Source organism: Herpetosiphon geysericola (assembly GCF_001306135.1).
Classification (GTDB): domain Bacteria; phylum Chloroflexota; class Chloroflexia; order Chloroflexales; family Herpetosiphonaceae; genus Herpetosiphon; species Herpetosiphon geysericola.
In genome coordinates, this window is record NZ_LGKP01000032.1 from 126,820 (window position 1) to 147,679 (window position 20,860).

Annotated in this window: 17 protein-coding genes, 1 tRNA gene and 1 other RNA gene; 7 read left to right on the forward strand and 12 right to left on the reverse strand. The window is 50.7% G+C overall.

Features of this window, described 5'->3' with window-relative positions:
- Positions 1-159 precede the first annotated feature (159 nt).
- The 9 genes from SE18_RS20350 to SE18_RS20390 are packed head-to-tail and all read right to left on the reverse strand — an operon-like array spanning position 160 to position 10,576.
- Positions 160-1,299: a glycosyltransferase family 4 protein gene (locus tag SE18_RS20350; protein ID WP_054536310.1), complete on the reverse strand. Its 1,140-nt coding sequence runs from the start codon at positions 1,297-1,299 to the stop codon at positions 160-162.
- Positions 1,296-2,432, reverse strand: coding sequence for a glycosyltransferase (locus SE18_RS20355; RefSeq protein WP_054536311.1), 1,137 nt, complete (start codon positions 2,430-2,432; stop codon positions 1,296-1,298). The genes SE18_RS20350 and SE18_RS20355 overlap by 4 nt, the downstream gene beginning before the upstream one ends.
- 1 nt (position 2,433) lies before the next feature.
- Positions 2,434-3,900 carry a lipopolysaccharide biosynthesis protein gene (locus SE18_RS20360; RefSeq protein WP_054536312.1) on the reverse strand — a complete coding sequence of 489 codons (1,467 nt, stop codon included), beginning with the start codon at positions 3,898-3,900 and terminating at the stop codon, positions 2,434-2,436.
- Complete coding sequence (locus tag SE18_RS20365) at positions 3,884-5,389, reverse strand: O-antigen ligase family protein (protein ID WP_054536313.1); 1,506 nt, start codon at positions 5,387-5,389, stop codon at positions 3,884-3,886. Before SE18_RS20365 ends, SE18_RS20360 begins: the two co-directional genes overlap by 17 nt.
- A 53-nt stretch (positions 5,390-5,442) precedes the next feature.
- Positions 5,443-6,546 (reverse strand): YveK family protein, encoded by a 1,104-nt coding sequence (locus tag SE18_RS20370; RefSeq protein ID WP_054536314.1) that lies wholly within the window; start codon positions 6,544-6,546, stop codon positions 5,443-5,445.
- A gap of 35 nt (positions 6,547-6,581) precedes the next feature.
- The gene (locus tag SE18_RS20375) at positions 6,582-7,715 is read right to left on the reverse strand and encodes a glycosyltransferase family 4 protein (RefSeq protein WP_054536315.1); all 1,134 of its coding nucleotides are present in this window, start codon (positions 7,713-7,715) and stop codon (positions 6,582-6,584) included.
- A 17-nt stretch (positions 7,716-7,732) separates the two neighbouring features.
- Positions 7,733-8,980: a glycosyltransferase gene (locus SE18_RS20380; RefSeq protein WP_054536316.1), complete on the reverse strand. Its 1,248-nt coding sequence runs from the start codon at positions 8,978-8,980 to the stop codon at positions 7,733-7,735.
- Complete coding sequence (locus SE18_RS20385) at positions 8,980-9,666, reverse strand: sugar transferase (RefSeq protein WP_054536317.1); 687 nt, start codon at positions 9,664-9,666, stop codon at positions 8,980-8,982. Before SE18_RS20385 ends, SE18_RS20380 begins: the two co-directional genes overlap by 1 nt.
- 34 nt (positions 9,667-9,700) lie before the next feature.
- The gene (locus SE18_RS20390) at positions 9,701-10,576 is read right to left on the reverse strand and encodes a nucleotidyl cyclase domain-containing protein (protein WP_054536318.1); all 876 of its coding nucleotides are present in this window, start codon (positions 10,574-10,576) and stop codon (positions 9,701-9,703) included.
- Between the two features lie 473 nt (positions 10,577-11,049).
- Between SE18_RS20390 and ffs the strand changes: the two genes are divergently transcribed.
- Positions 11,050-11,148: signal recognition particle sRNA small type (ffs, locus tag SE18_RS26935), an RNA gene on the forward strand.
- A gap of 49 nt (positions 11,149-11,197) precedes the next feature.
- On the opposite strand, the gene SE18_RS20395 is transcribed toward ffs, so the two are convergent.
- Positions 11,198-12,274 (reverse strand): sensor histidine kinase, encoded by a 1,077-nt coding sequence (locus tag SE18_RS20395; protein ID WP_152976702.1) that lies wholly within the window; start codon positions 12,272-12,274, stop codon positions 11,198-11,200.
- A 245-nt stretch (positions 12,275-12,519) separates the two neighbouring features.
- Here SE18_RS20395 and SE18_RS20400 point away from each other — a divergent pair.
- The 6 genes from SE18_RS20400 to der all read left to right on the forward strand — a co-directional run bounded on the left by SE18_RS20400 (position 12,520) and on the right by der (position 19,464).
- Positions 12,520-12,595, forward strand: a tRNA-Gly gene (locus SE18_RS20400).
- Positions 12,596-12,657: 62 nt separating this feature from the next.
- On the forward strand, positions 12,658-12,960 hold the full coding sequence (gene yhbY / locus SE18_RS20405; protein WP_054536320.1) for a ribosome assembly RNA-binding protein YhbY: 303 nt from the start codon (positions 12,658-12,660) through the stop codon (positions 12,958-12,960).
- A gap of 295 nt (positions 12,961-13,255) precedes the next feature.
- The gene (locus tag SE18_RS20410; protein ID WP_054536321.1) at positions 13,256-14,827 is read left to right on the forward strand and encodes a DUF512 domain-containing protein; all 1,572 of its coding nucleotides are present in this window, start codon (positions 13,256-13,258) and stop codon (positions 14,825-14,827) included.
- 46 nt (positions 14,828-14,873) lie between these two features.
- Positions 14,874-16,589 (forward strand): HD domain-containing phosphohydrolase, encoded by a 1,716-nt coding sequence (locus tag SE18_RS20415; protein ID WP_152976703.1) that lies wholly within the window; start codon positions 14,874-14,876, stop codon positions 16,587-16,589.
- Positions 16,590-16,713: 124 nt separating this feature from the next.
- Positions 16,714-18,054 carry a THUMP domain-containing class I SAM-dependent methyltransferase gene (locus SE18_RS20420; protein ID WP_054536322.1) on the forward strand — a complete coding sequence of 447 codons (1,341 nt, stop codon included), beginning with the start codon at positions 16,714-16,716 and terminating at the stop codon, positions 18,052-18,054.
- 42 nt (positions 18,055-18,096) lie between these two features.
- Positions 18,097-19,464, forward strand: coding sequence for a ribosome biogenesis GTPase Der (gene der / locus SE18_RS20425; protein WP_054536323.1), 1,368 nt, complete (start codon positions 18,097-18,099; stop codon positions 19,462-19,464).
- Between the two features lie 58 nt (positions 19,465-19,522).
- On the opposite strand, the gene SE18_RS20430 is transcribed toward der, so the two are convergent.
- Positions 19,523-20,038: a hypothetical protein gene (locus tag SE18_RS20430; protein WP_054536324.1), complete on the reverse strand. Its 516-nt coding sequence runs from the start codon at positions 20,036-20,038 to the stop codon at positions 19,523-19,525.
- 80 nt (positions 20,039-20,118) lie between these two features.
- Positions 20,119-20,535, reverse strand: a complete 417-nt coding sequence (locus SE18_RS20435; RefSeq protein ID WP_152976704.1) for a hypothetical protein — start codon at positions 20,533-20,535, stop codon at positions 20,119-20,121.
- Between the last annotated feature and the right edge of the window lie 325 nt (positions 20,536-20,860).

The following is a 20,860-nucleotide window of genomic DNA, read 5'->3' on the forward strand; positions in this document are numbered from 1 at the left end:
AGGTTGAAACCGCGAAGAACGCGAAGGTCGCGAAGGTTAAGTTTTAGCCACAGATTCCACAGATTATTGGGATGATTGTTCTGCTCGCCCAATCCCCAACCCCTGATTCCCGATCCCTATGTTCTATGTTCTTACATTTCATCCTTCATCCCTCATCCTTCATACTTTGGCTACGCCTTCATACAAACTGCGCAAGCGCTTGGCGATAACGCTCAAGGCAAATTCTTGCTGCACTCGTTGGCGGGCTGCTTGGCCCATCCGTTGGCGCGAGGCTTGATCGCCCAAAACCGCCAACAACGCTTGTTCTAGCGCTGGCTGATCGTCTGGCGGAATGATTAAGCCGTTTTGGCTATCGTCGATTGCATCGCGTGCGCCACCAACATCAGTAATGATAACTGCCAATTCGCTGGCCATAGCTTCGAGCATTGCCACCGAAAAGCCTTCAGCAATCGACGGTAGCACAAACACATCGGCTGCTTGCAAATAGGGTGGCACGTTATGCACCACGCCGCCAAAAATCACCCCAGGGCTGCTTTTCGCTTTGAGCGCTGCTTCCTCTGGCCCTTGCCCCAAAATCAACAAGTTTGCATCGGGATGTTTAGCCCGAATTGCTGGCCAAGCCTCAACCAAATAGCGCACCCGTTTTTCCTCGGAGAGCCGCCCAGCATAGAGCGTGATTGGGCCTTCAGTTGGCAAATTCAGTTCGCGGCGGAGCGCAACTTTAGCTTCAGCGCTGACAGGATGATATTTCTCAGGATCAACCCCGTTGGGCACATAATGCCGCCGTTTGGCTTCGATGCCCAAAATCTGATCAAATTCTTGATCGATTTCGCGGCTGATCGTGAAAAAAGCATCGGCAGTTTTAGTGATCCGCTCTAGCCGACCTTTGCCAAACGGGCGTTGTTGCATCCGCAGCACATCGCCAAGCGGCCCCGAACGATGCGCGGTCACGGCGTAGGGCAGGCCCAAGGCTTGTTTGGCCGCAATCGCTGTGGTTGCTGGCGAAAACATCTCGTGAGCATGGACCAAATTAGGCTTCAAACGCCAAAGCAAAGGAATTGCCGCTGCGGTGAAAACCAAGGCCGCAGTTGGCACTGGCCCAGGAATCGGCAAACGATGCACTGGAACATTTTCGATCATCTCAAAGGGCTTGAAGCCAGCGTAACGCCGGGTTAGTACGCTAATTGCCACGCCTTCGGCAGCCAAAAAAGGAGCCAAGGCCGCTAATTGGCGTTCAGCGCCACCGATGCGCGGAAAATACCCTTGGATGATCATCGCTACGTGCAAGCTATCGTTCATGTGGAAACTGCCTCACGCTGGTCAACGCCCTCGTGGGCGGCGGTATACAACGTTAATAATTGATCGACCCATGCGCTTGGGCTGTGATACTGTTCGATAATCGTTTGCGCTGCCTGTTGCATCTGCTGCATGTGGCTTGGCTCGCTCAACAATTGATTAATTGCCGCTGCCAGCGCTTGCTGATCGTGCGGCGCAACCGTCACGCCTGCTTGTTCGCGCACAACCTGCGGAATATCGCCAACCTTGGTCGCGACAATCGGCAAGCCTGCGGCCATGGCTTCAAGCACTGCAATCGGCAAGCCTTCGTTGGCCGATGAGCTGACAAACACATCAGCGCTGCGCAACAGCACTGGAATATCATCGCGTGCGCCGAGCAAATTGACGACCGCATGTAATTGATGTTCGTCAATCTTGGCCTCGATTTTAGGCCGCTGATCGCCTTCGCCAGCCAAAACCAAGCGCGCTTCGGGATGTTGTGGATGCACCAAGGCAAAGGCATCGATCAGGGTTGGCAAATCTTTGATCGCAGCAAAGCGCCCAACGTTAATCAACATCGTCAAATCTGGATCGCCTAAAATTGCCTCGCGCGTGGCAATGCGTTGCTCGGCACTAATTTCTGGCACGGCAACCACCGCATTATGCACCACATGCAAGGTGCGATTGGGCATAATTGGCTGGTAGGCATCGCGAGTGGTATAGCCCACGGCAATAATTTGTTGGGCCAAAAAGCGCACAATCTGGGCTTCAAATTGCTGCTGGCGATTGGCAATCGAAGGGTCGAAGCCCGCCAAGTGCATGGTTGCAACCACCGGAATATTGGCCAAGCGAGCGGCCAAAATGCCCACCACATTGCCATAGGTCAAATGAGTGTGGACGACGCTCACGCGATTGCGCCGCAACCAGCGGGTGAGTTGCCAAATGCGCTTGGGAGCCAGCATTTTGGGCGCAGCAAAGCGCACAACTTCAACGCCCAAACTATTCAGCCGTTCAACCAAGTTGCTGCCGCGATCTTCATCCTTGAGGCACACAACGCTGGTTTTGATCCCACGGCGTTGGGCTTCGATGGCGAAGGTAACCAGCAATTGTTGCGCTCCACCACGATAGAGCGAATCGATGACCTGAACAACGTGCATATTATCTCCGTGCCACCGCACCACGCAAGGTTTGGCCTGCTTGGGTCAAAACTTCGCGCTGGCCAAACCATAATGTTCCACCGTAGGAGCCGATACCAACCACGATCGCCGCCAAAAGTTGCAACCACGATGGCGTGTTTTGCAAAGCCAGCAGCGTCAAAATCAAACAAATACTCATCACCGCGCCAGCAAGAAAGGCTGGCTGGAAGGCGCTCAAAATCCGCCGAATTGGCATGTTGAGCACTTTGGCTGCAACCACCAAGTTGAGCGTGCTTCCCAAAAATGCTACCAAGGCGTGGGTGATGCCGACCGCTTGCAACGATTTAAATTGAGCAGCAGCAAACCACAAGGCTGGCACCAATACCACCAAACGTACAATCGAAAGCTTGGTCAAAATGCTGGTGCGATTTTGGGCTTTATACACATCGCCAACATTGTAACCCAGCGACAGAAACAGGGTATAAATTGCAATTGTGCGCATAATCGGCACGGTTTCAATCCACTTCACGCTCAGCAAGGTCAGCACAAACGGCTCAGCAGCAATCGCGATGCCCAACGAAAGCGGTACCGTGACTAAAGCGACATAGCGTGAAGCAATAAAAAAGCCCTGTTGCAAGCCCGCCGGATCATCGCGCAAGCGGCTGTACAAGGGATACAACACATTCGCCAGGGCAATACAAATTTGCATCACCATCAAATCGGGAAAGCGAAAGCCGTTGGTATAGACGCCCAGCTTTTCATCGCCAAGGTAGCGCCCAACCAGCAAATAATCGGTTTGAGCTAGCATCACGGCCAAGCCATTGACAGCTACAATATTGCTGCCAAATCCCAACAGTGGTTTGATAACCGCACGATCAAGTTTCAAGCTAGGCCGCCATGGGTTGACCATCCAATAGGCGATGACCCCACAGGCCGAGCCGCCTAATTGGCCCCAAACCAAGCTCCACGCGCCCATGCCAGCTAAAGCACAGCCAATCGAAATTGCGCCTTTGCTGCTGACTTGAATCAGATCAGGGATAAAGCGCTTTTTGAATTGCATGCGTTTGCGCAGCAAGGCATCGTGGATATTGCGCAAAGCAAACAGCGGGAAGCTCAAGCCCAATGCGCGAATAATCGGAATTACATCAGGATTGTTTTGCAAAAAATAGGTCGCGACAATTGGTGCTGCCAGCCATGTGAGGCTGAAAAGGGTAAGGGCAATGCCACAGCCAAGCCAAAATGCCGTGTTTGCTGCATCCTCGTCAGCCTGATAAATCACCGCCGAGCCAATCCCCAGATCTTGCATCACCTCTAGAAAGGCGATGACGGTCAGGCCCATGCCAACCAAGCCATACTCAGCTTTGGTGACAAAATAGGCCAAAATCACCGTGGTGATAAAAATCAGAATTTTGCCGCCATAAGTGGCGGCATACGACCATAACGTATTGCGAGCAGCGCTCTGTACAATCGTCTCAGGCTGTTTCGCCATTTGGTTGCGCCTCGCGATAGTCTTCATAAGCTTTGTTGGCGACGTTGGGAATTGCATAGGCGATCGCGATCAGAATCCAAAAGAAGCGTGGGTAGGATAGTTGCAGGAAAATTCCCGCAATCATATAGCCAACCAAGCCTGCTTGGAAGCCAAAGACTAAGCCATCAAAATCATCCATTTTGATTTCGCGGAACTTCTTGCGCGCCTTGTTCATATCGCGGAACAACACCCACATCATGGCCCCAAACACCGAAAGCCCAAACAGGCCTTTTTCGGTCAGAATTTCGAGGTACATATTATGCGGCGCTTGGTCCCAGCGACTGTTATCGAGGCCTAAATCACGGGCATATTCTTGGTAGTGATTGCCAAAATTGCCCACGCCCAAGCCAAATACTGGATTCGCCAAGAACATGCGGATGCCTGCTTGTTGGGCGCTCGAACGCCCGCGGAACGAGGCTTCGTTGCGCACATCTTCCTTGGCTAAGCCAGGAATTGCCTCGGGAATGGTTTCGAGCCGCGCAATATACGAAGCTGGCAAGGTCGGCACAATCACAATGGCCAAGGCCACAATAATAATCACTGACATCAGCTTTGGTGGCCGTCGAATAAACATCAACAAGCTGGCAAACGCCAACGAGAGAAACGCCCCGCGACTGAACGAGAAGAAAATCGAGGCCATGCAGACGCTCAACTGCCAAATTGCAAACCAGCGTAATTTCTTATTTTTTTCATTCCACAAGCGATCCATGCCCAGCGGAATCAGCGTGAGCAACACTTGCGAATAGAAGTTGGGGTCACCGATTGGCCCGGCAATCCGGTAATCATCTTCAACGCCAGAGACGATTTGCATTTTGCCAGCTTTGGCAAAGCCCAAATAATCGTTTTCGAAGGTGCCAGTTAATTGCTGCCAGGTGGTGATCGAAGCCATAAAAATGCCCGCAAACAAGAGTGCCCACATCGAACGATGCAGCATCTTGGGCGAACGCATCATCATCACCACCACCACCACGATAATTGCATCTTTGAAGTAGCTCACCACGCCGTTTTTGACCCGCAGCACATCATCTGCATACAGAAACGTGGCTACCCCAACCATGCCATAGATAAAAATCCAGACCGCTGGTTTGAGCCATGGTTCGGGCTTTTGGTTATAGAGCATCCAGCGCATGAAAATAATTAAAAAGAGCAGCGCTAAAAATGGTTGGGCAGTCGAAGGCGCACCATTGCGCACCATCACATCGGAAAACCGGGTGTAGCTCATAAAAACCAGCGCCAACAAGCCCCATTCGCTGTTGCGCATTGTCACCATTGCGGCGGCGGCCCCGCCAAAGAGCAGCACCAATTTCAACGGGTTATCGAAAACTGCCAAGGCGGCAGCAACCCCAGCCCCACCAGCGATCGCCAAACATGCAAAGATGATATTCATCCATTTGCTGTTAAAAAAATCTGGTTGGCTGCTTGGCTCTTCTTGTGGTGTGTTGACCAGCATAATGACCTCGTTGCTGCACGGCATGCATTTCACGCCGTGCAGGTTGGTTTAAGTTAGGCCGGTTGTTCGACGGCAGAGAAGAGCACGTTCTTTTCGCCACTGCGATACGAGCGGGTCAAGGCGGCTTCAGCTTCTTCGACTAATTGACCATAGGCCATGTTGTTGCGACGAGTCGCGCCCCCAGCGTAAGGCGTGAGTTTTACCACCACATCGTCAATTCCGGTTTCAACAGGCTGATCAAGCGCGTTCAAAATCCGGTCGAGCGTGCGGGTGGCGGCAATTTCTGGGGTTTCAGGCAGCAATATCGAGAAGGTGGTGTTATCCCAGCGCCCAATAATATCGTTGCCACGCAATTCGTTGCGCAACACATTTTTGGCGTGACGCAGGACGCGCTGCACCACGGGCGCAGGCATACTATCAATCACATCTTGCATGCCATCGAGATAAACTAAGCCCAACGAGGCGATGGAACTGCGTGCAAGCGCATCTTTGGCTTGTTGGTCGAAGTGGCGTCGTGTGAAGGCCGTCGAAACCGCATCGATTGTGCTGCGGCGGCGCAGAGCTTCCAACGGTGTTTTCAATTGGGCTTGGACAATTGCGATAATTGCCCCAACCACTGCGCCCAAAATCAAGGCCAAGGTGGTATCACGCACAGGCTTGGGGCTTTGGGGAACCGATGAAGGCAAGGCTGGGTCAAGCACGGTCAGGCTATAGCTGGGGTATTTTTGGTCAACAAAATCGATGGTGCGTTGCGCCAAGCTGTTGGCCAACAGCGCGGTGGTCTTTGCATCAGGCCCATCAACATAGACCTCCAAAACATTAGCTTCGGGAACTGTGACTGCATTGTTTTTATAGCGCACGACTTCGCTTGGCGGCAAATTCAGGCCGCCGCCGGTTTCCTTGAACGGGCTGCCGCTATTGAGAATTTCGGCAATCGTGTTGACGATTGTACGGTTTTGCAAGGTGGTAACGCTATATAATTCTTGGCCGCTATCAACGCGGGCCAAGTTTGGGCTGAGCAACAGCCGCGTGCGCGTGCGGTACTCAGGCTCGGTTACATAAGAGCGGGCAAGCGCCAAGGTTGCCCCAGTTAATGCTGCCAGAGCGATCAGCCACCAGCCGCGCCCTAACATTCGAAGATAATGACGAAATTCCATAGCAACAGTTCCTTTGTTGCAGCGCCGACTGCTGGCTAGGCCATGCGCTGCGTTGGTTGAATAGTTGAAAGAATAGCAGCCCGAATGCGATCGCCAACGCGATCCCAAGTAAATTCACGATGCGCGAGTTGGTAGCCAGCTTCACCAAACTCGCGACAGCGTTCTGGGTGATCCAATAAATCACTTAAATACGTGGTCAAGCTATCAACATCGCCAGGTTCAATCAGATAGCCCGTTTGGCCATGCAGCACGCGGTCGGGCAGGCCGCCACTGTTGGCCGAAATAATCGGTAATTTATACATTGCCGCTTCGGTGAAGGCAATTCCTGCTGGCTCGATTCTGCTTGGCATGCAAAAAATCGTCGCCTCACGGAAGTGTTGCACCACTTCTTCACGCGGCACGCGCCCAATAATTTGGCAATTGGGCAAATCAAGCTCTGGCGTGCATCCCACGATGGTTAATGTTGCGTCTGGATGCTGGGTTTGGATGCGCTTGAAGGCTTCGGCAACTTCTGGCCCGCCTTTGCGCTCCCATTCTACTCCAACAAATAAGATTCGTTTGGCGGCGTAATCTTTATTGGTTGGTGGGTCTATTTTAACATTAATACCTGTATAGACACACTCGGCTTTTTCAGCAGGATAGTTGTAATCTTCAATTGCTGAATTGCGGGCAAAATTGCTGGCAAAAAAGATTTTGCTTGCATTGCGATAAATCTCAGGCTCAATCGCCGCGCGCCATTCGGCTGAGTATTGAATTTTGCTAGGATCAAAAAGTTTGTAGCGCCAGTTGGCGCGCAAGGTGTGGTCGGTATAGATAAAATGCGGCAAGCCAGCCACACTTGCATCAAAAAAGGTTTGGGTCTGAAAAGCAAAAGCATAATCACGCGGATTAAAGCGTTGTTGAACCAGTTTTTTGATCCGTTTGCCAATCCAGCGTGTAACAAATAAATGTGGGTTGGGCTGCTTCTTGCCAGCCAAAATCTCGCGGCCATATTCCTTGTAAACGGCGGCCATCGCCAACAGATACAAATGTGGATTATGTTTAAGCCAATCTTTAAAATCGAAAACCTCGAGCGTATATTCAGGAAATACCCGCTTGAATTGAGCGATCAGATTGGGATTAATAAACGAAAAATCGCGAATTTTGAGAAAAGCAATCTTTTGGGGCATTCCTGCTGCTCCTAGGTTTAGGCATTGCGTTGAATTGGTCGTTGCAAAGCGGGATTTACGGCGAGTAAGGTTTCGGAAAGTTGCTCGACACAAGTTACCAAATTGAAATCGCTTTGCACCAGTTCGCGGCCACGCGCTGCATAGCGCGCTGCTTCCTCAGGGTTATCGCGCACGTAGAGCAGTTGGTCGGCCAAGGCAGCGGCGTTGGCTGGTGGCACGAGATAGCCAGTTTCGCCGGGGCGCACCAGTTCGGGAATGCCCGACATCCGCGAGGCCACAACTGGTAATTCGCAGGCCAAGGCTTCCATCAACGATACAGGAACACCTTCCATCTTGCCTGCTGGGGTAATGATGCTTGCTTGCACATAGCAATCAGCAGTTGCTAATAGCTCGCGCACAGCGGTTTCTGGCTGTGGGCCAAGCAATTCGACCATGCCCGTTAATTGTTTTTCGGCAATCAATTGCTCAAGCATTGGTTTATCTTCGCCGCCGCCAATAATGCGGCAGCGGAAGTTTACGCCACGGTCGCGCAAGAAGCTGCATGCCTGAATCAAGAATGGATGACCTTTGTAATCTTGCAGGCTGCCAGTGGTCAAAATTTCGAAGCGTTCGCCTGCTGGCTTTGGTTGCGGTTGATAGCGCTCTGGGCGAATGCCACAATGCACAATATGAATCCGATCGCGTACCCATTCGCCTAGTTTTTCAACCAAAAATTCGCGGTGGAATTCAGCGATGGCAATAATTGCGCTGGCTCCGCGAGCTTTGGTTGGCAGCATCGCTCGATTCACAAAAATATCGTGGCCATGGACTGTGAACGAATAGGGAATGCCCGTTAATCGATTGATAATCCACGCCGCGAAGGCAGGATAGGTTGCATAATGGCAATGAATATGCGCAATCTGTTGCTCCTGCATATGCTTGGCGAGCGTGATGGCTTTGGGAATCAAGGCCAGTTTGCGCACTAATTCGCTTGGGCTGTTGGCGCTTTCGGCCACCGTTTTGGCCACGATGCCGCCAGTTTTGAGCGGTTGTTTGGCCAAGCGTTGCAGGCTACTCAGCGCAACATGCGGCGAGATAAACGGCTGCGCCTGCGCCTGTGGAATCCAGCGCTTCGCTTCATCGTGCACAACTGCCTGTTGTTGCAACATCAACGGAAACAGCTTCACATCCCAGCCCAAGCGCTCCATTTCGAGCATTTCACGCAGAATAAACGTTTCCGACAAATGTGGGAAACGTGACATCATGTAAGCAATTGGTTGTGGCACTAATGCGCACCCCGCTGCTTCAACACGGCTGGGATGGTGCGGAACAGAATCTGAATATCGATCCACAAGCAGCGGCGCTCGATATAGGCAATATCCAAAAGCAAGCGATCATGGAATTCGGTGCTGGCGCGACCGAATAATTGCCAAAGCCCAGTCAAACCTGGTTGCACATCGAGGCGCTCGGTTTGCCACAAGTCGTAGGTGTGGGCGCCAAACGAGGTTGGGCGCGGGCCGACAAGGCTCATCTCGCCTTTGATCACATTGAGCAACTGAGGCAGCTCATCGAGGCTGGTTTTGCGCAAAAACTTGCCAACCTTAGTGATGCGCGGATCGTTGCTAATTTTGAAATCGGGCCATTGCAGCTCGTTGAGGTGCATCAACTGCTTTTTCATTTCCTCAGCGTTGGGCACCATTGTGCGAAATTTATACATGCGGAAGGTGCGTCCGCCCTTGCCTGTGCGTTTTTGGGTAAACATGATCGGCCCGTTGGGCGAATCGATTTTAATCAAAATGGCACATAAGAGGAAGAATGGCAGCAAAAATGGCATGGCCAATAATAAAATCAACAAATCCATCGCTCGTTTATTAATCAAATAGATCTTGCGAGCCATTGGTGAGCGATTGGGTTGAACTTGAAACAGCCAGGCATAGGCTGGATTTTCACGATAATTGAGTGAAGAAGCCATGACGGTTCCTTTCTGCACGCTGCATGGTGGCGCTTTAAATTTCAGTCTGAACGGTCGAGCGTGTGTCTTGTGGTTTAACCGCTTTGAGTTGCCGCAACGCCCGCGTATCGGCCTCGCGAATCAACTCATCAAATGTTAGGGCATCGTCGGGAAATGATGCAATTCCACACAACACATCTACACCCAGCCTCTCGGACGCAGCAGCCTTGATGCGTTCCGCAAAAGAAACAGAATTGGCGGCATTCGTTTCGGGACTCATCACAATAAATTGGTTTGAGCTTGGTTGCTCAAAAATCATGTCGGTACGGCGCATCACATCGGCAACAACCCGGGTTAAGCTGGTAACAACATAGCGGGTCATCATTGATTTTTGCACTTCTTCGACGCTGCGATGAATCGCCAAATTGACTGATTGGGGATCGGGCTTGATCACCAAGACACTCATTGGGCGACGGTGCCGGCGACTGCGCACCATCTCGGTTTGAATTTCGTCGTTCGAGTCGTTGAGTGGCCGAATTTGACGATTGACTTGAGGCAAGGTGATGTTGATCACTGCCTGCTCGAAATCGTAGAGATCAATCGCAACTTGGTGAGCAAAGCGCACCCCGACCAACAAAAAGACCAATTCAGTAAGTGATAAATAAATATCGACCCCAACAAACGAAACACTATTGAAAAATGCCAAACGAATAATTGCGTAAATCGCACCCCAATAGGTCATGGCTACCAAAAGCCGCCGTTGGCGAAAATAGGGCAGCATCAGCGTGATGATAATGGCTGCTAAACCGAGAATATACACAAATGAACGTAGGTCAATAACATTCTCGCCCTGGAAGTCCAGCCGCTCGATGTTAAAAAACGCAGCAAGATAGAGAACGAGCGCAATAATTGATCGACGCAGGTACTTCATGGTGGCTTACTTTCTGGCTATATGTGCCACACTACACCAAAAGACAACACCTTGCCAAGCTGCCGCCACTTTGGATTACAACCGGAATTCACTTCCAAATTGCTTGCTTAGCGCTACTTACAATAGTACGGTGTCTTTGGCTGTGTGCCAACAGAATATTCTAAAGCGTGGGTACTAAATTTTTAATAGTACCTTCGCTTAACCATATCAAGAGAAAGGACTACCTACCAATGGTCGTCTTCTACTTTGGCCTCTGTCACTAAAAGTGTCAAGGGTGACTTTTGTCCTAAAAAAAATTTAAGTATCCAATAAAAAAGCGATGCACTTGTTTTGGCATCGCTGCATACTGACACATCGCTATCTTCTAGGACACCACGGTCTGTAGTTGTTCTGGCAATCGCAAGTATACCATGGCAGTTCAAAAGATCAACATTTTTTGACTTTAAGTGGCTTGTAGACTATAATGGCGAATGGGCCGGGCCCTGTGCGGCATATGCTTGCCAACTCCGCCAGGATTGAAAGATAGCAACGGTACGCTTGCCTCTATGGGTGTCACAGGCAGCCTGGCCCACTCGCTCTTTTTGCAGTAGTCGTCATACAATTGTATGGCGGCTACTGTTTTTAGGCCACATAGACATTGGTTGGTACTGCCAATTGCACCACTAAGCCGCCATCAACCCCATCGTAGACATCCAAACAGCCATTAATTTCTTGCGCCCGATAGCGCAGCCAGCGCAAACCATGGCTGCCAGTTTGAATTGGGCCATTGAGCAAGCCAACTCCGTTATCGCGCACGATTAAATAGAGCTGCTGTTCGCCGCCACGGAGGCATATTTCGACCAAGCTAGCTTTGGCATGGCGCGCCACATTGCTGAGAGTTTCTTCCAAGGCCCGCACGAATAAGGCTTCGAGGGCTGGGCTAACATGGTGGGGAATGTTTGTAGTTTGGAGTTGCACGTCAATTAATGTTGTTGCTTGCCAGCGGGCAATAATTGGTTTAAAGCGCTCGACCAAGCTTGGTTGGCTTGCTTGGGGCTTAATATCATCAATTAATAAGCCCAAATCACGGACACCATGATGTGCCTGATGATAGACAGCTTCAACCATCGCCGAGCGCTGCGCATGATCAATAATGGTCCTGATGAGTTCAAAGCGGCGTTGGGCAGTTTGCAGGCTACTGAGCATGCGCTCAGCTGGTTGATTGCTGGTTTCGAGCGGTCGCGGCTTAATGCTGATCAATAAAATACTTGGTACGCCAAGCACCAGCATACTAAACAACATTGGATTGGCTTGGCCAAGTTTGTTGCTGGTAAATAGCGCCACACTATAGCCCAACCATACTATACCCAAGGTAGTACTGCTGCGGCGCGACAGTTGGCTCGTCGTTGTTGCCAAAATCAGCCAGGTATCAAATAGCCATGGGCTATACCAACTAGTGGCGATTAAAGGCATAAGCAGCGCCAGCCCAAATTCTAGCCATTGATCAAGCCATGGCCAGCGAGGCACTGGCCAACGCCCAGCAGAACGCAAATATTGGGCCAGATAACCAAAACTTGCGATCGCTAGCCCTAAGCCCACAAACTGAGTTTGGCGCCACGCCGTCCAAGCCAGTAAGCATGGCAAAAGCCCAGTACGCAGCGCATACAGGTTGCCGCTGGCCATCAAAAAGTGGCGAATGTTGCGAATAAAGCTGTTCATGAAGCTTGCCATTGTTGGCATCGTTGCGGTTGAGAAGCAGGCATGATCGACACCTTTCGTTCAAACTAGTGTAGCAGAAAGCTATGCTTGCGACAAGATTTGAACAAACTATTGACAAAGCATCAACAAAAGGTTTTAGCTCATTGCAATCAGCTAAATGATCGAGTTTAGCAGTAGGTTTTGGCTGGGGTTTGGCTAAATTTGCAATTTTCGCAAAGCCGTGTATAATAGCGTCATAACGCGATGCGGGAATAGCTCAGTTGGTAGAGCATCTCCTTGCCAAGGAGAAGGTCGCGAGTTCGAGTCTCGTTTCCCGCTCCACGAATGACTGCTGGTGAAAACCAGCAGTTTTTTCTTGTAAATTAATCACTGAAAGGGCAAGAATGCTCAGCTTAAATAGCAATCAACGCCAATATTTGCGCCGCTTGGCCCACGATTTCAAGCCAATTGTGCAAGTTGGTAAGCAAGGGCTTTCAAGCACGGTGGTGGCCGCTGTTGCCGCTGCACTTGATGCACATGAACTGATCAAAGTGAAATTTGTTGAATTTAAAGAAGAACGTCGCGAATTGACCGATCAATTGGTGGCTGATACTGAGGCTGCATTGGTGGCGTTGGTTGGTAATGTGGCAATTTTATATCGGCCCAGCCGCCTTGATGATAAACAAGTGATTGTGCTACCACGTTAAGTCTCACAAATTGCGCTTTAGTGGGTGCAGGGGGATGAAAACCCCCTGCGTTTCCCTCCAGGGGAGGGACGGAAGGGTGGCGCTCGATTAATATCAATAGATTAAATTTAAATCGATAAACCCAACTAAGACCCAATGATAGGCTAGCAGAATTAAGGCTTTCTGCTATAATACATAATGTTGGGCCACGGCCCTTGATAATTTGACGCGATAGAATGCGGATGAGGCGCACAATGCAAGGTGCGCCTTTTGTGCGATTAGCCGCCGCGCTTAACGCAGTAAATAGTGATGTGCTATGGAATATCAACCAAATCTTAGTAATATTCGACCAGGCAATGGCGGGGTTATTCAAGCAGTCGCAGCAGGCAGCACTGGTGCGCAACTTGGGCTACAAGCTGGTGACGCAATTCTGCAAGTCAACGGTCGGGTGATGCGCGATGTAATTGATTTTCGCTTTGCCATGACTGAGGACCAGGTTGAGTTGCTGGTGCGCCAAGCTGGCGAAGAACGCAGCATCCAATTAACCAAAAACCCCGATGATATGCTTGGCCTCGATTTTGTCGAGCCACTCTTCGACCGCCTCCGAACCTGCAACAATAAATGCCCGTTCTGTTTTCTAACCCAAATGCCTAAAGGATTCCGCAAAACACTCTACCTTAAGGACGATGACTATCGCTTGTCGTTTTTGTATGGTAACTTTGTAACATTGACGAATCTCAAGGAGGATGACTGGGATCGGATTGCAGAACAGCGCTTAGGCCCAATGTATATTTCAGTCCACGCGACTGATCGTACCTTGCGGGCAATTCTCCTCGGCAAACCCGATGTGCCCGATGTGCTGGCACAAATTCGGCGCTTGGGTGATTTGGGCATCGAGGTGCATACCCAAGTGGTAGCATGCCCACAGTTAAACGATGGCCCAGCCTTGGCCCAAACCATCCATGAATTGGGCCAGTTGTTTCCAATCGTCCAGAGCATTGCGATTGTGCCGGTTGGCCTAACCCGCTATCGCTTTGAAGGCAAGAAACCACAAAGCATCAAAGCCGCCATCCGTGTGCACGAAAGCGCCGAATGGATTGATAGCAACTGGGAAGCGCAGCCAATTTGGCAAGAAGAAGCGCCAGTTGCCAACGAACTGTTTCAAGCTGCCAAAGAAGGCAATCTTGGCTTTTGCGCTCGCTTAGGCGCCGCCACCGAAGTTGAGTTGCGGCCATATCGCGGCGATGAAGCCGCTGCGGTGATCGACATTTGCGAACCGTTTCAAGAATATTACATGGCCGAACATGGCTCGGTCTTGGTCTATCCTTCCGATGAGTTTTATCTCTTGGCTGGCCGCGAACAGCCAGATGGCTCGTTGTACGAAGGCTACGATCAATTAGAAAACGGCGTTGGCTTGGTGCGCCAGTTCCAAGACGAATGGGCAGAAATTGTGCCATCGCTGCCAAACGCTGTCGATAAACCAACCCGCATGCTGCTGGCGTGTGCCACCTTGGCCTCTCCAGTCTTGCAACAAGTCGCCGAGCAACTTAGTCGAATCGAAAACCTGACTGTTGAATTATGCCCTGTCGTCAATCAATTCTTTGGCGATATGGTGACCGTTTCGGGCTTGCTAACCGGCGGCGATGTTGTTGCTGAATTACAAAAGCATGGCCCGGCTGATATTGTGATGCTGCCGAAAGTGATGTTTGATCACTCCGGAACTCGCACAATTGACGAATGGACTGTTGAACAAATTGCAACCGCACTTGGTGCGCAGGTGACCATGGCCCGCATGCCGCATGAAATTCGGCGGGTCGTGCGCCAACTTAGCCGCCAAGCAAAACCGCGCTCGCAGCGCCGTTTCATGGCTCAGGCTTCAATGCGCTAGCCCACCAACCACCTGCGAGTGCTACCCAAGCCAGTGGAGCATGAGTATGACATCGCAGACGGTTGTGCAGGATAGTGCCTTTGAGTTGGAACACGTATTGGCGGTGATTGAACGGGCCGATGCAATTGCCAGTAGCATGACGCTTGACCCATTACTGAATCGCATGTTGGATTTATTGATCGAGATCGCTGGCGGCGAGGCGGGAACACTCTATCTGGTTGAAGCAGATGAGATTGTTTTTCAGGTCGTCCACGGCGATCCAGCCAGCCAACATTTGATTGGCGTGCGCTTGCCGATTGATGTTGGCTTGGTTGGCGCAACGATTGCGGCAACCCAGCCACTCTGGATCGAAGATATAAACAACGATCCGCGCTGGGATCGGCGTTTGGGCGAGGCCAACAGCTTGCAATTGCGCTCACTTTTGTCGTTGCCGCTCTTGCTCGAACAACAGGTCGTTGGCGTGATTCAGATTTTTAATCCGCAACGCTCAGAGCCACGTTTGCTTAAACTATTGGGCAATCGGATGGCTGCTGAAGTGGAAAAAGCGCGCTTATTGAAAAAAAGCCAGCAACGCGAATCGCGCTTGAGCGCCTTGGTTGAGATTGTTGGCCATATTGGCTCGACGCTCGACCGCACAACCTTGCTGAATCTGATCATCGATTATGCGCGGATTTTGCTCGATGCTGAAGCTAGCTCGCTGTTTTTGACCGAGCCTGAAAGCGGCGATTTAATTTTGCAGCATTCGACTGGCTATATGCACGAACGGGTGCAGGCTGTGCGCTTGGCCAAGGGCCGTGGCATCGCTGGTTATGTTGCCGCCACTGGCGAGACGATCTGCGTTGGCGATGTCAAACGTGATCAACGCCACGATGGCAGCGTCGATGAGATGACTGGCTTTGCTACGCGCTCGATTTTGGCAGTGCCATTGCAGACCCGTTGCATTACCTTTGGCCGCGAACGTGCGCAATCTGAGGAGCATCTGATTGGTTGCATCGAGGTTTTGAATAAACGCGATGGCCGATTTGATGATGATGATATCTTGTTGTTGCAAACCTTGGCGCGTCAAGCAGCGACGGTACTGGAAATTGCCGATTTGTACGCCGATGTCAACGAGCTGTTTCTCGATGTTATTCAAGCCCTGACGGCGGCGATCGATGCCAAAGACCCATATACCGAAGGTCATTCTATGCGGGTGTCGGAATTTGCGGTGGCGATTGCTGAAGAGTTGGAGCTTGAACCAAGCTTTATTCACCATCTGCGGATTGGCGCGATTTTGCACGATGTTGGCAAAATTGGCATTAGCGATGGGGTGCTGAAAAAGCCCGGGCGTTTAACCGACGCTGAATTTGGCGAGATGAAATCGCATCCAGAAATTGGCGAACGGATTCTTGGCCATATTCGCATGTTGCAAACTGAGCTGCCAGTGATCATTCAGCATCACGAGCGGCTTGATGGCAGTGGCTACCCGTATGGTTTAGCCCGAGGCCAAATTTCACTTGGCGGGCGAATTGTGGCCGTCGCCGATGCCTTTGATGCCATGACCTCTGACCGACCGTATCGCAGAGGCTTACCAATTGAAGAAGCGTTTCGGCGGTTGCGCGCAGGTGCCGACACAGAGTTTGATGCAGTCTGTGTTGAAGCGCTCTGGCAAGCAATAAATCGTGGGCGAGTTCGCTCGCAACGCCTGCGTGATGATAGCGGCGAACATCGGATTATCAACGATGTCGCGCCATTTCGTACTCCCCTAACACCATCGGCTTGAGCAGGCTGGGTCATTCGGGCATTTGCGCGGGCTAATGGTGGGGTTGGTTGTCAGCAGATTGCTGCTTGACATAGATTTAGTCTGATGAAAGGAAAACTCGCACTTTGCGCGAGTTGTAAGAGATATGCCATTCCAACGCCCAAAACGCCGTAGCCCAGAGCGCGGCCCGCAATCAAACTCACGCCCTGCGCGGCCTGGCCGACCTAGCGCACGCTCAACTGGCGCGCCAAGTCGTGGCCAACGCAATGATTCCGCTAGCCGCCCAACTGGCGCGCCAAGCCGTGGCCCACGCCATGATCCTGCTGGCCGCCCAACTGGCGCGCCAACACCAGCTGGAGCACCGCGCCGTCGTGCCTTTGTGCACCTGCCAACCGTTGATATGAGCCGCCCGTTGTTTGCGGTGCAAACTCAACCTGGAGTTGGCCAATTGTTGTTGGCTGAAATTAATGCCACCTTGCAAAAACCAATGTTGGTTGCTCAGCGCCATGTCACCCAAAAAGATGATATGTTGCTGTTTCACACCGACACTAACTCCAAAGAATTGTTTAATTTGCGCACTGCCGAAGATTTATTCGTCGTCGCAGCGCGGGCCTTCAACATTGCGCCCGATCAAGGCGGCTTGAAGCAAATTCACGCTTCGGTCAAAAATAGTATGCTAGTGCCAACTGCGCTGCGGGTTTTCACCCTCAACGGCGGACGCACGCCCAAAGTAACCACGTTTCGGGTGGTTACGCGGGTAACTGGCAAGCAAGATTTTGCCCGTAAAGCAGTTGGCATTGCAGTGGCCGATGCGGTGCGCGATTCGTGGCCAGGCCGCTGGAAGTTGGTCGAAGAAGAAGCCGATGTAGAAGTTTGGGTTACGCTGTTTGGCAGCGAAATTGTGGTTGCAATTCGGCTCTCGACTGGCGGAATGCGCCATCGGATTAACCGAATTGTCGATCGGCCTGCTGCGTTGCGCCCAGCAATTGCGGCGGCGATGGTTCGGCTTTCCAATCCACAGCCCAACGATGTATTTTTGGATGCGATGGCTGGCACGGGTACGATCATTGCTGAACGGGCAGCAGTTGGGCCGTTTGAGCGGCTGATTGCTGGCGATAAAAGCCGTGAAGCCGTCAAAGCCTTGAGCAGAAATCTAGCAAGTGTCGGCGGCGATTTAGCAATTCGCCGTTTAGATGCAACTGACTTACCATTCCAACCAGGCGAAATCAACAAACTCGTCACCAATTTGCCCTTTGGTAAACAAGTCAACAATATCGATGAATTGCATCAATTGTATTCAGGGGTGTGTGCTGAATGGGCGCGAATTGTTGCGCCTGGTGGCATCATCGTTGCGCTAGCCGCCGAAATCGATGTGCTACGCGAAAAGATCAATGCTACCCCTGAATTACGGGTTCGTGGTACTTTCCCAATCGCTGTGTTGGGCCAAACTGCCACGATTGTGCAACTTGAACGTCGTAGAATGTAGCGATGGTTGCCCTTGGGCAGCGATGGCGAAAGAGGTATAGCTATGGAAAAACCAATTGTGGCGATTGTTGGCCGACCGAATGTTGGCAAATCGACCTTGTTTAATAAGCTGATTGGCGAGCGCCGAGCAATTATTGCCGACGAAGCTGGCACAACCCGCGACCGCCAATATGGCGAAACGATTTGGAATGGCCGCGTCTTTACAATTGTCGATACTGCTGGTTTGTTGGTCGGCGATGACGACCCCAACTTGCCGTTGGCCGAAATTGTGCGTCGCACCCACCAACAAGCCCAACTAGCGATCGACGAAGCTGATGTCATTGTGTTTATGGTCGATGTGCGCGAAGGCTTGATTGCTGCTGATGAAGAAGTGGCTGCCTTGTTGCGCCGTAGCAGCAAGCCCGTCGTTTTGGGCGTAAACAAAGCAGATACCGAAGATCGCCGCCAAAATGCGGTTGAGTTCTATAACCTTGGCTTGGGCGACCCAATTGCGTTGAGCGCCTATCACGGCACTGGCTCAGGCGATTTGCTCGATGAGATCGTGCGCAATTTGCCTGCTGGCCAAGAAGAAGAGGAAGACGACAATTCGCTGAAAATTGCAATTGTTGGGCGACCAAACGTCGGTAAATCGAGCTTGCTGAATAAATTGGTCGGCGAAGAACGGGTCGTTGTCAGCGATATTCCTGGCACAACCCGCGATTCAATCGACACCAAATTAACCTATAAAGGTATGCCGATTACCTTGATCGACACTGCTGGGATTCGACGGCGGGGTTCAATTGAGCAAGGGATTGAACGCTACAGCGTGTTGCGCACGATGAAAGCGATCGAGCGTTGCCAAATTGCTTTGTTGTTGCTCGATGCCAAAGAAGGCCCAACTGCCCAAGATACCCACGTTGCTGGCATGGTGTTGGAAGCCAACAAAGGTTTGGCGATTATTGTCAACAAATGGGACTTAATCGACAAAGCCAAATTTAGCTACGAAGATGCCAAAACCACTATGTCCGAAGTGTTCCACTTTGCGCCATACGCGCCAATTGAGTTTATCTCGGCCAAAACTGGCCAGCGCGCAACCAAAGTGCTCGATATTGCCCAAACTATCCAGAGCGAACGCACCAAACGGATTAGCACCTCGGATATTAACAACCTGTTGCGGGCAGCGGTGCGCGAACATCCACCAACAGCCATGCACAAAGGCGCGCACTTGCGCTTGTTCTACGCGACCCAAGCGCAGGCTGAACCACCAGTCTTCTTGTTCTTCTCGAATGCGCCTGAGCAAGTGCACTTTGGCTACAAGCGCTACCTCGAAAATCGCATTCGCGAGCAATATGGCTTTATTGGCACGCCAATTGTTTTGGTCTTCAAAGGCCGCGAAGAAGAGCAAACTGTCTCAGTTTCTGGCCGCCGATAAGTTTCGTAAACCTGAATTAATCCAAAAAGCACTTCAATCAATCACGATTGAGGTGCTTTTATGTTGTAGTTTGATACAATTGCTTTTGCTGCTGGCAACGATAGAGTGTAAACACCGCAATGATTGGTGGCAAAATAAAGCTTATTGTATTGATAAATGTCAAGATAGTAGCTGGTTTTAGAATACCTTCAAATACTTGTTGGTTAGTATAGATAATTTGCTTGATCAATGGCGCACGAAATGGACTTGCATTTATCTGATCAATTAACGTAATCACAACCAGATGGAGCTCTGTTGTTATAAGTACGATATACGCATAATAATGATTTTTTATCCGTGCTATTTGCTTGGTTAGCAAAAGCAGCATTGCTGTATAGATTAATGACGGTATACTGAAAAAAGCTGCCATTACAAGGATAATTTGGATGATAATTGAATTGTTATGCTTAAATCCAAGCACAACAACTGCGATGATATAGGCTACGAACGCAATCAATGCATACAACAAAGCTTTTTTAATTCCAAACCAGAATATTTTAGCTCCTGAACTGGTTACTGAGGGAATTGTATACATCAGCCGCTCCTGTTACTCAGTTGTGGGCAAAATCAGCGCTTCTTCGCGACCATACAACCACCAAGCCCACAAGGCCGTAATCAGCCCCAAACTGCCAAGCATGAGCACATTCCAATGGCGCTCAGCCAGCAATACCTGAAAAACCGCGTGCGCTGCTTCATGATCATCGGCAACCACCAAAATGGTACAACCCATTGGCTCAGGAAAATAAATGAAATCAACATTGCGCCAATTAGGCTGTAGCGGGTGATGCGGGTCATCCAATGGCCGAGGCTGAGCGCGCTAAACATCAACAAATTGCTATAGCCGAAAATCAACCAATCGTTGGCCACAAGCCATGTGCAGAGCAGCATCGCAACCAACCAACTTGGGCCAATGATCAGGCAGCTACGCATCCACCATAAGCGCCGAATGCCAAGGCCTGTCGCGGCGCTTAAGTCAATGGTTGGGTCATCGATTAAGCAGCCAACACTCAGCCATGCGATAATGGTTGGCATAATTGCTTGGACAACAAGCAAAGCATTGCATTGTGATAGCTGTCGGTCAACGCCCACAGGGCCAAGCTGGTAATAATGCTTAAACTGCTGATCCAGCGTTAACGCACAATACTCAGCGTAGCAATACTATACGCCAATAAGCGACCAATACTATAATTCACCAGATTATAGCGCGTACTCCATATTATTTCACGCACTTGCAGATCACGTTTGCTTTCGTGCCCAAACACAATAGCTAAGTATGCACAACATTGAGTAAATAGTGTATACATAATGTCGCCACTTACGCCAAAAAAACTAAAAGCTACCAATAATAGTAACATAA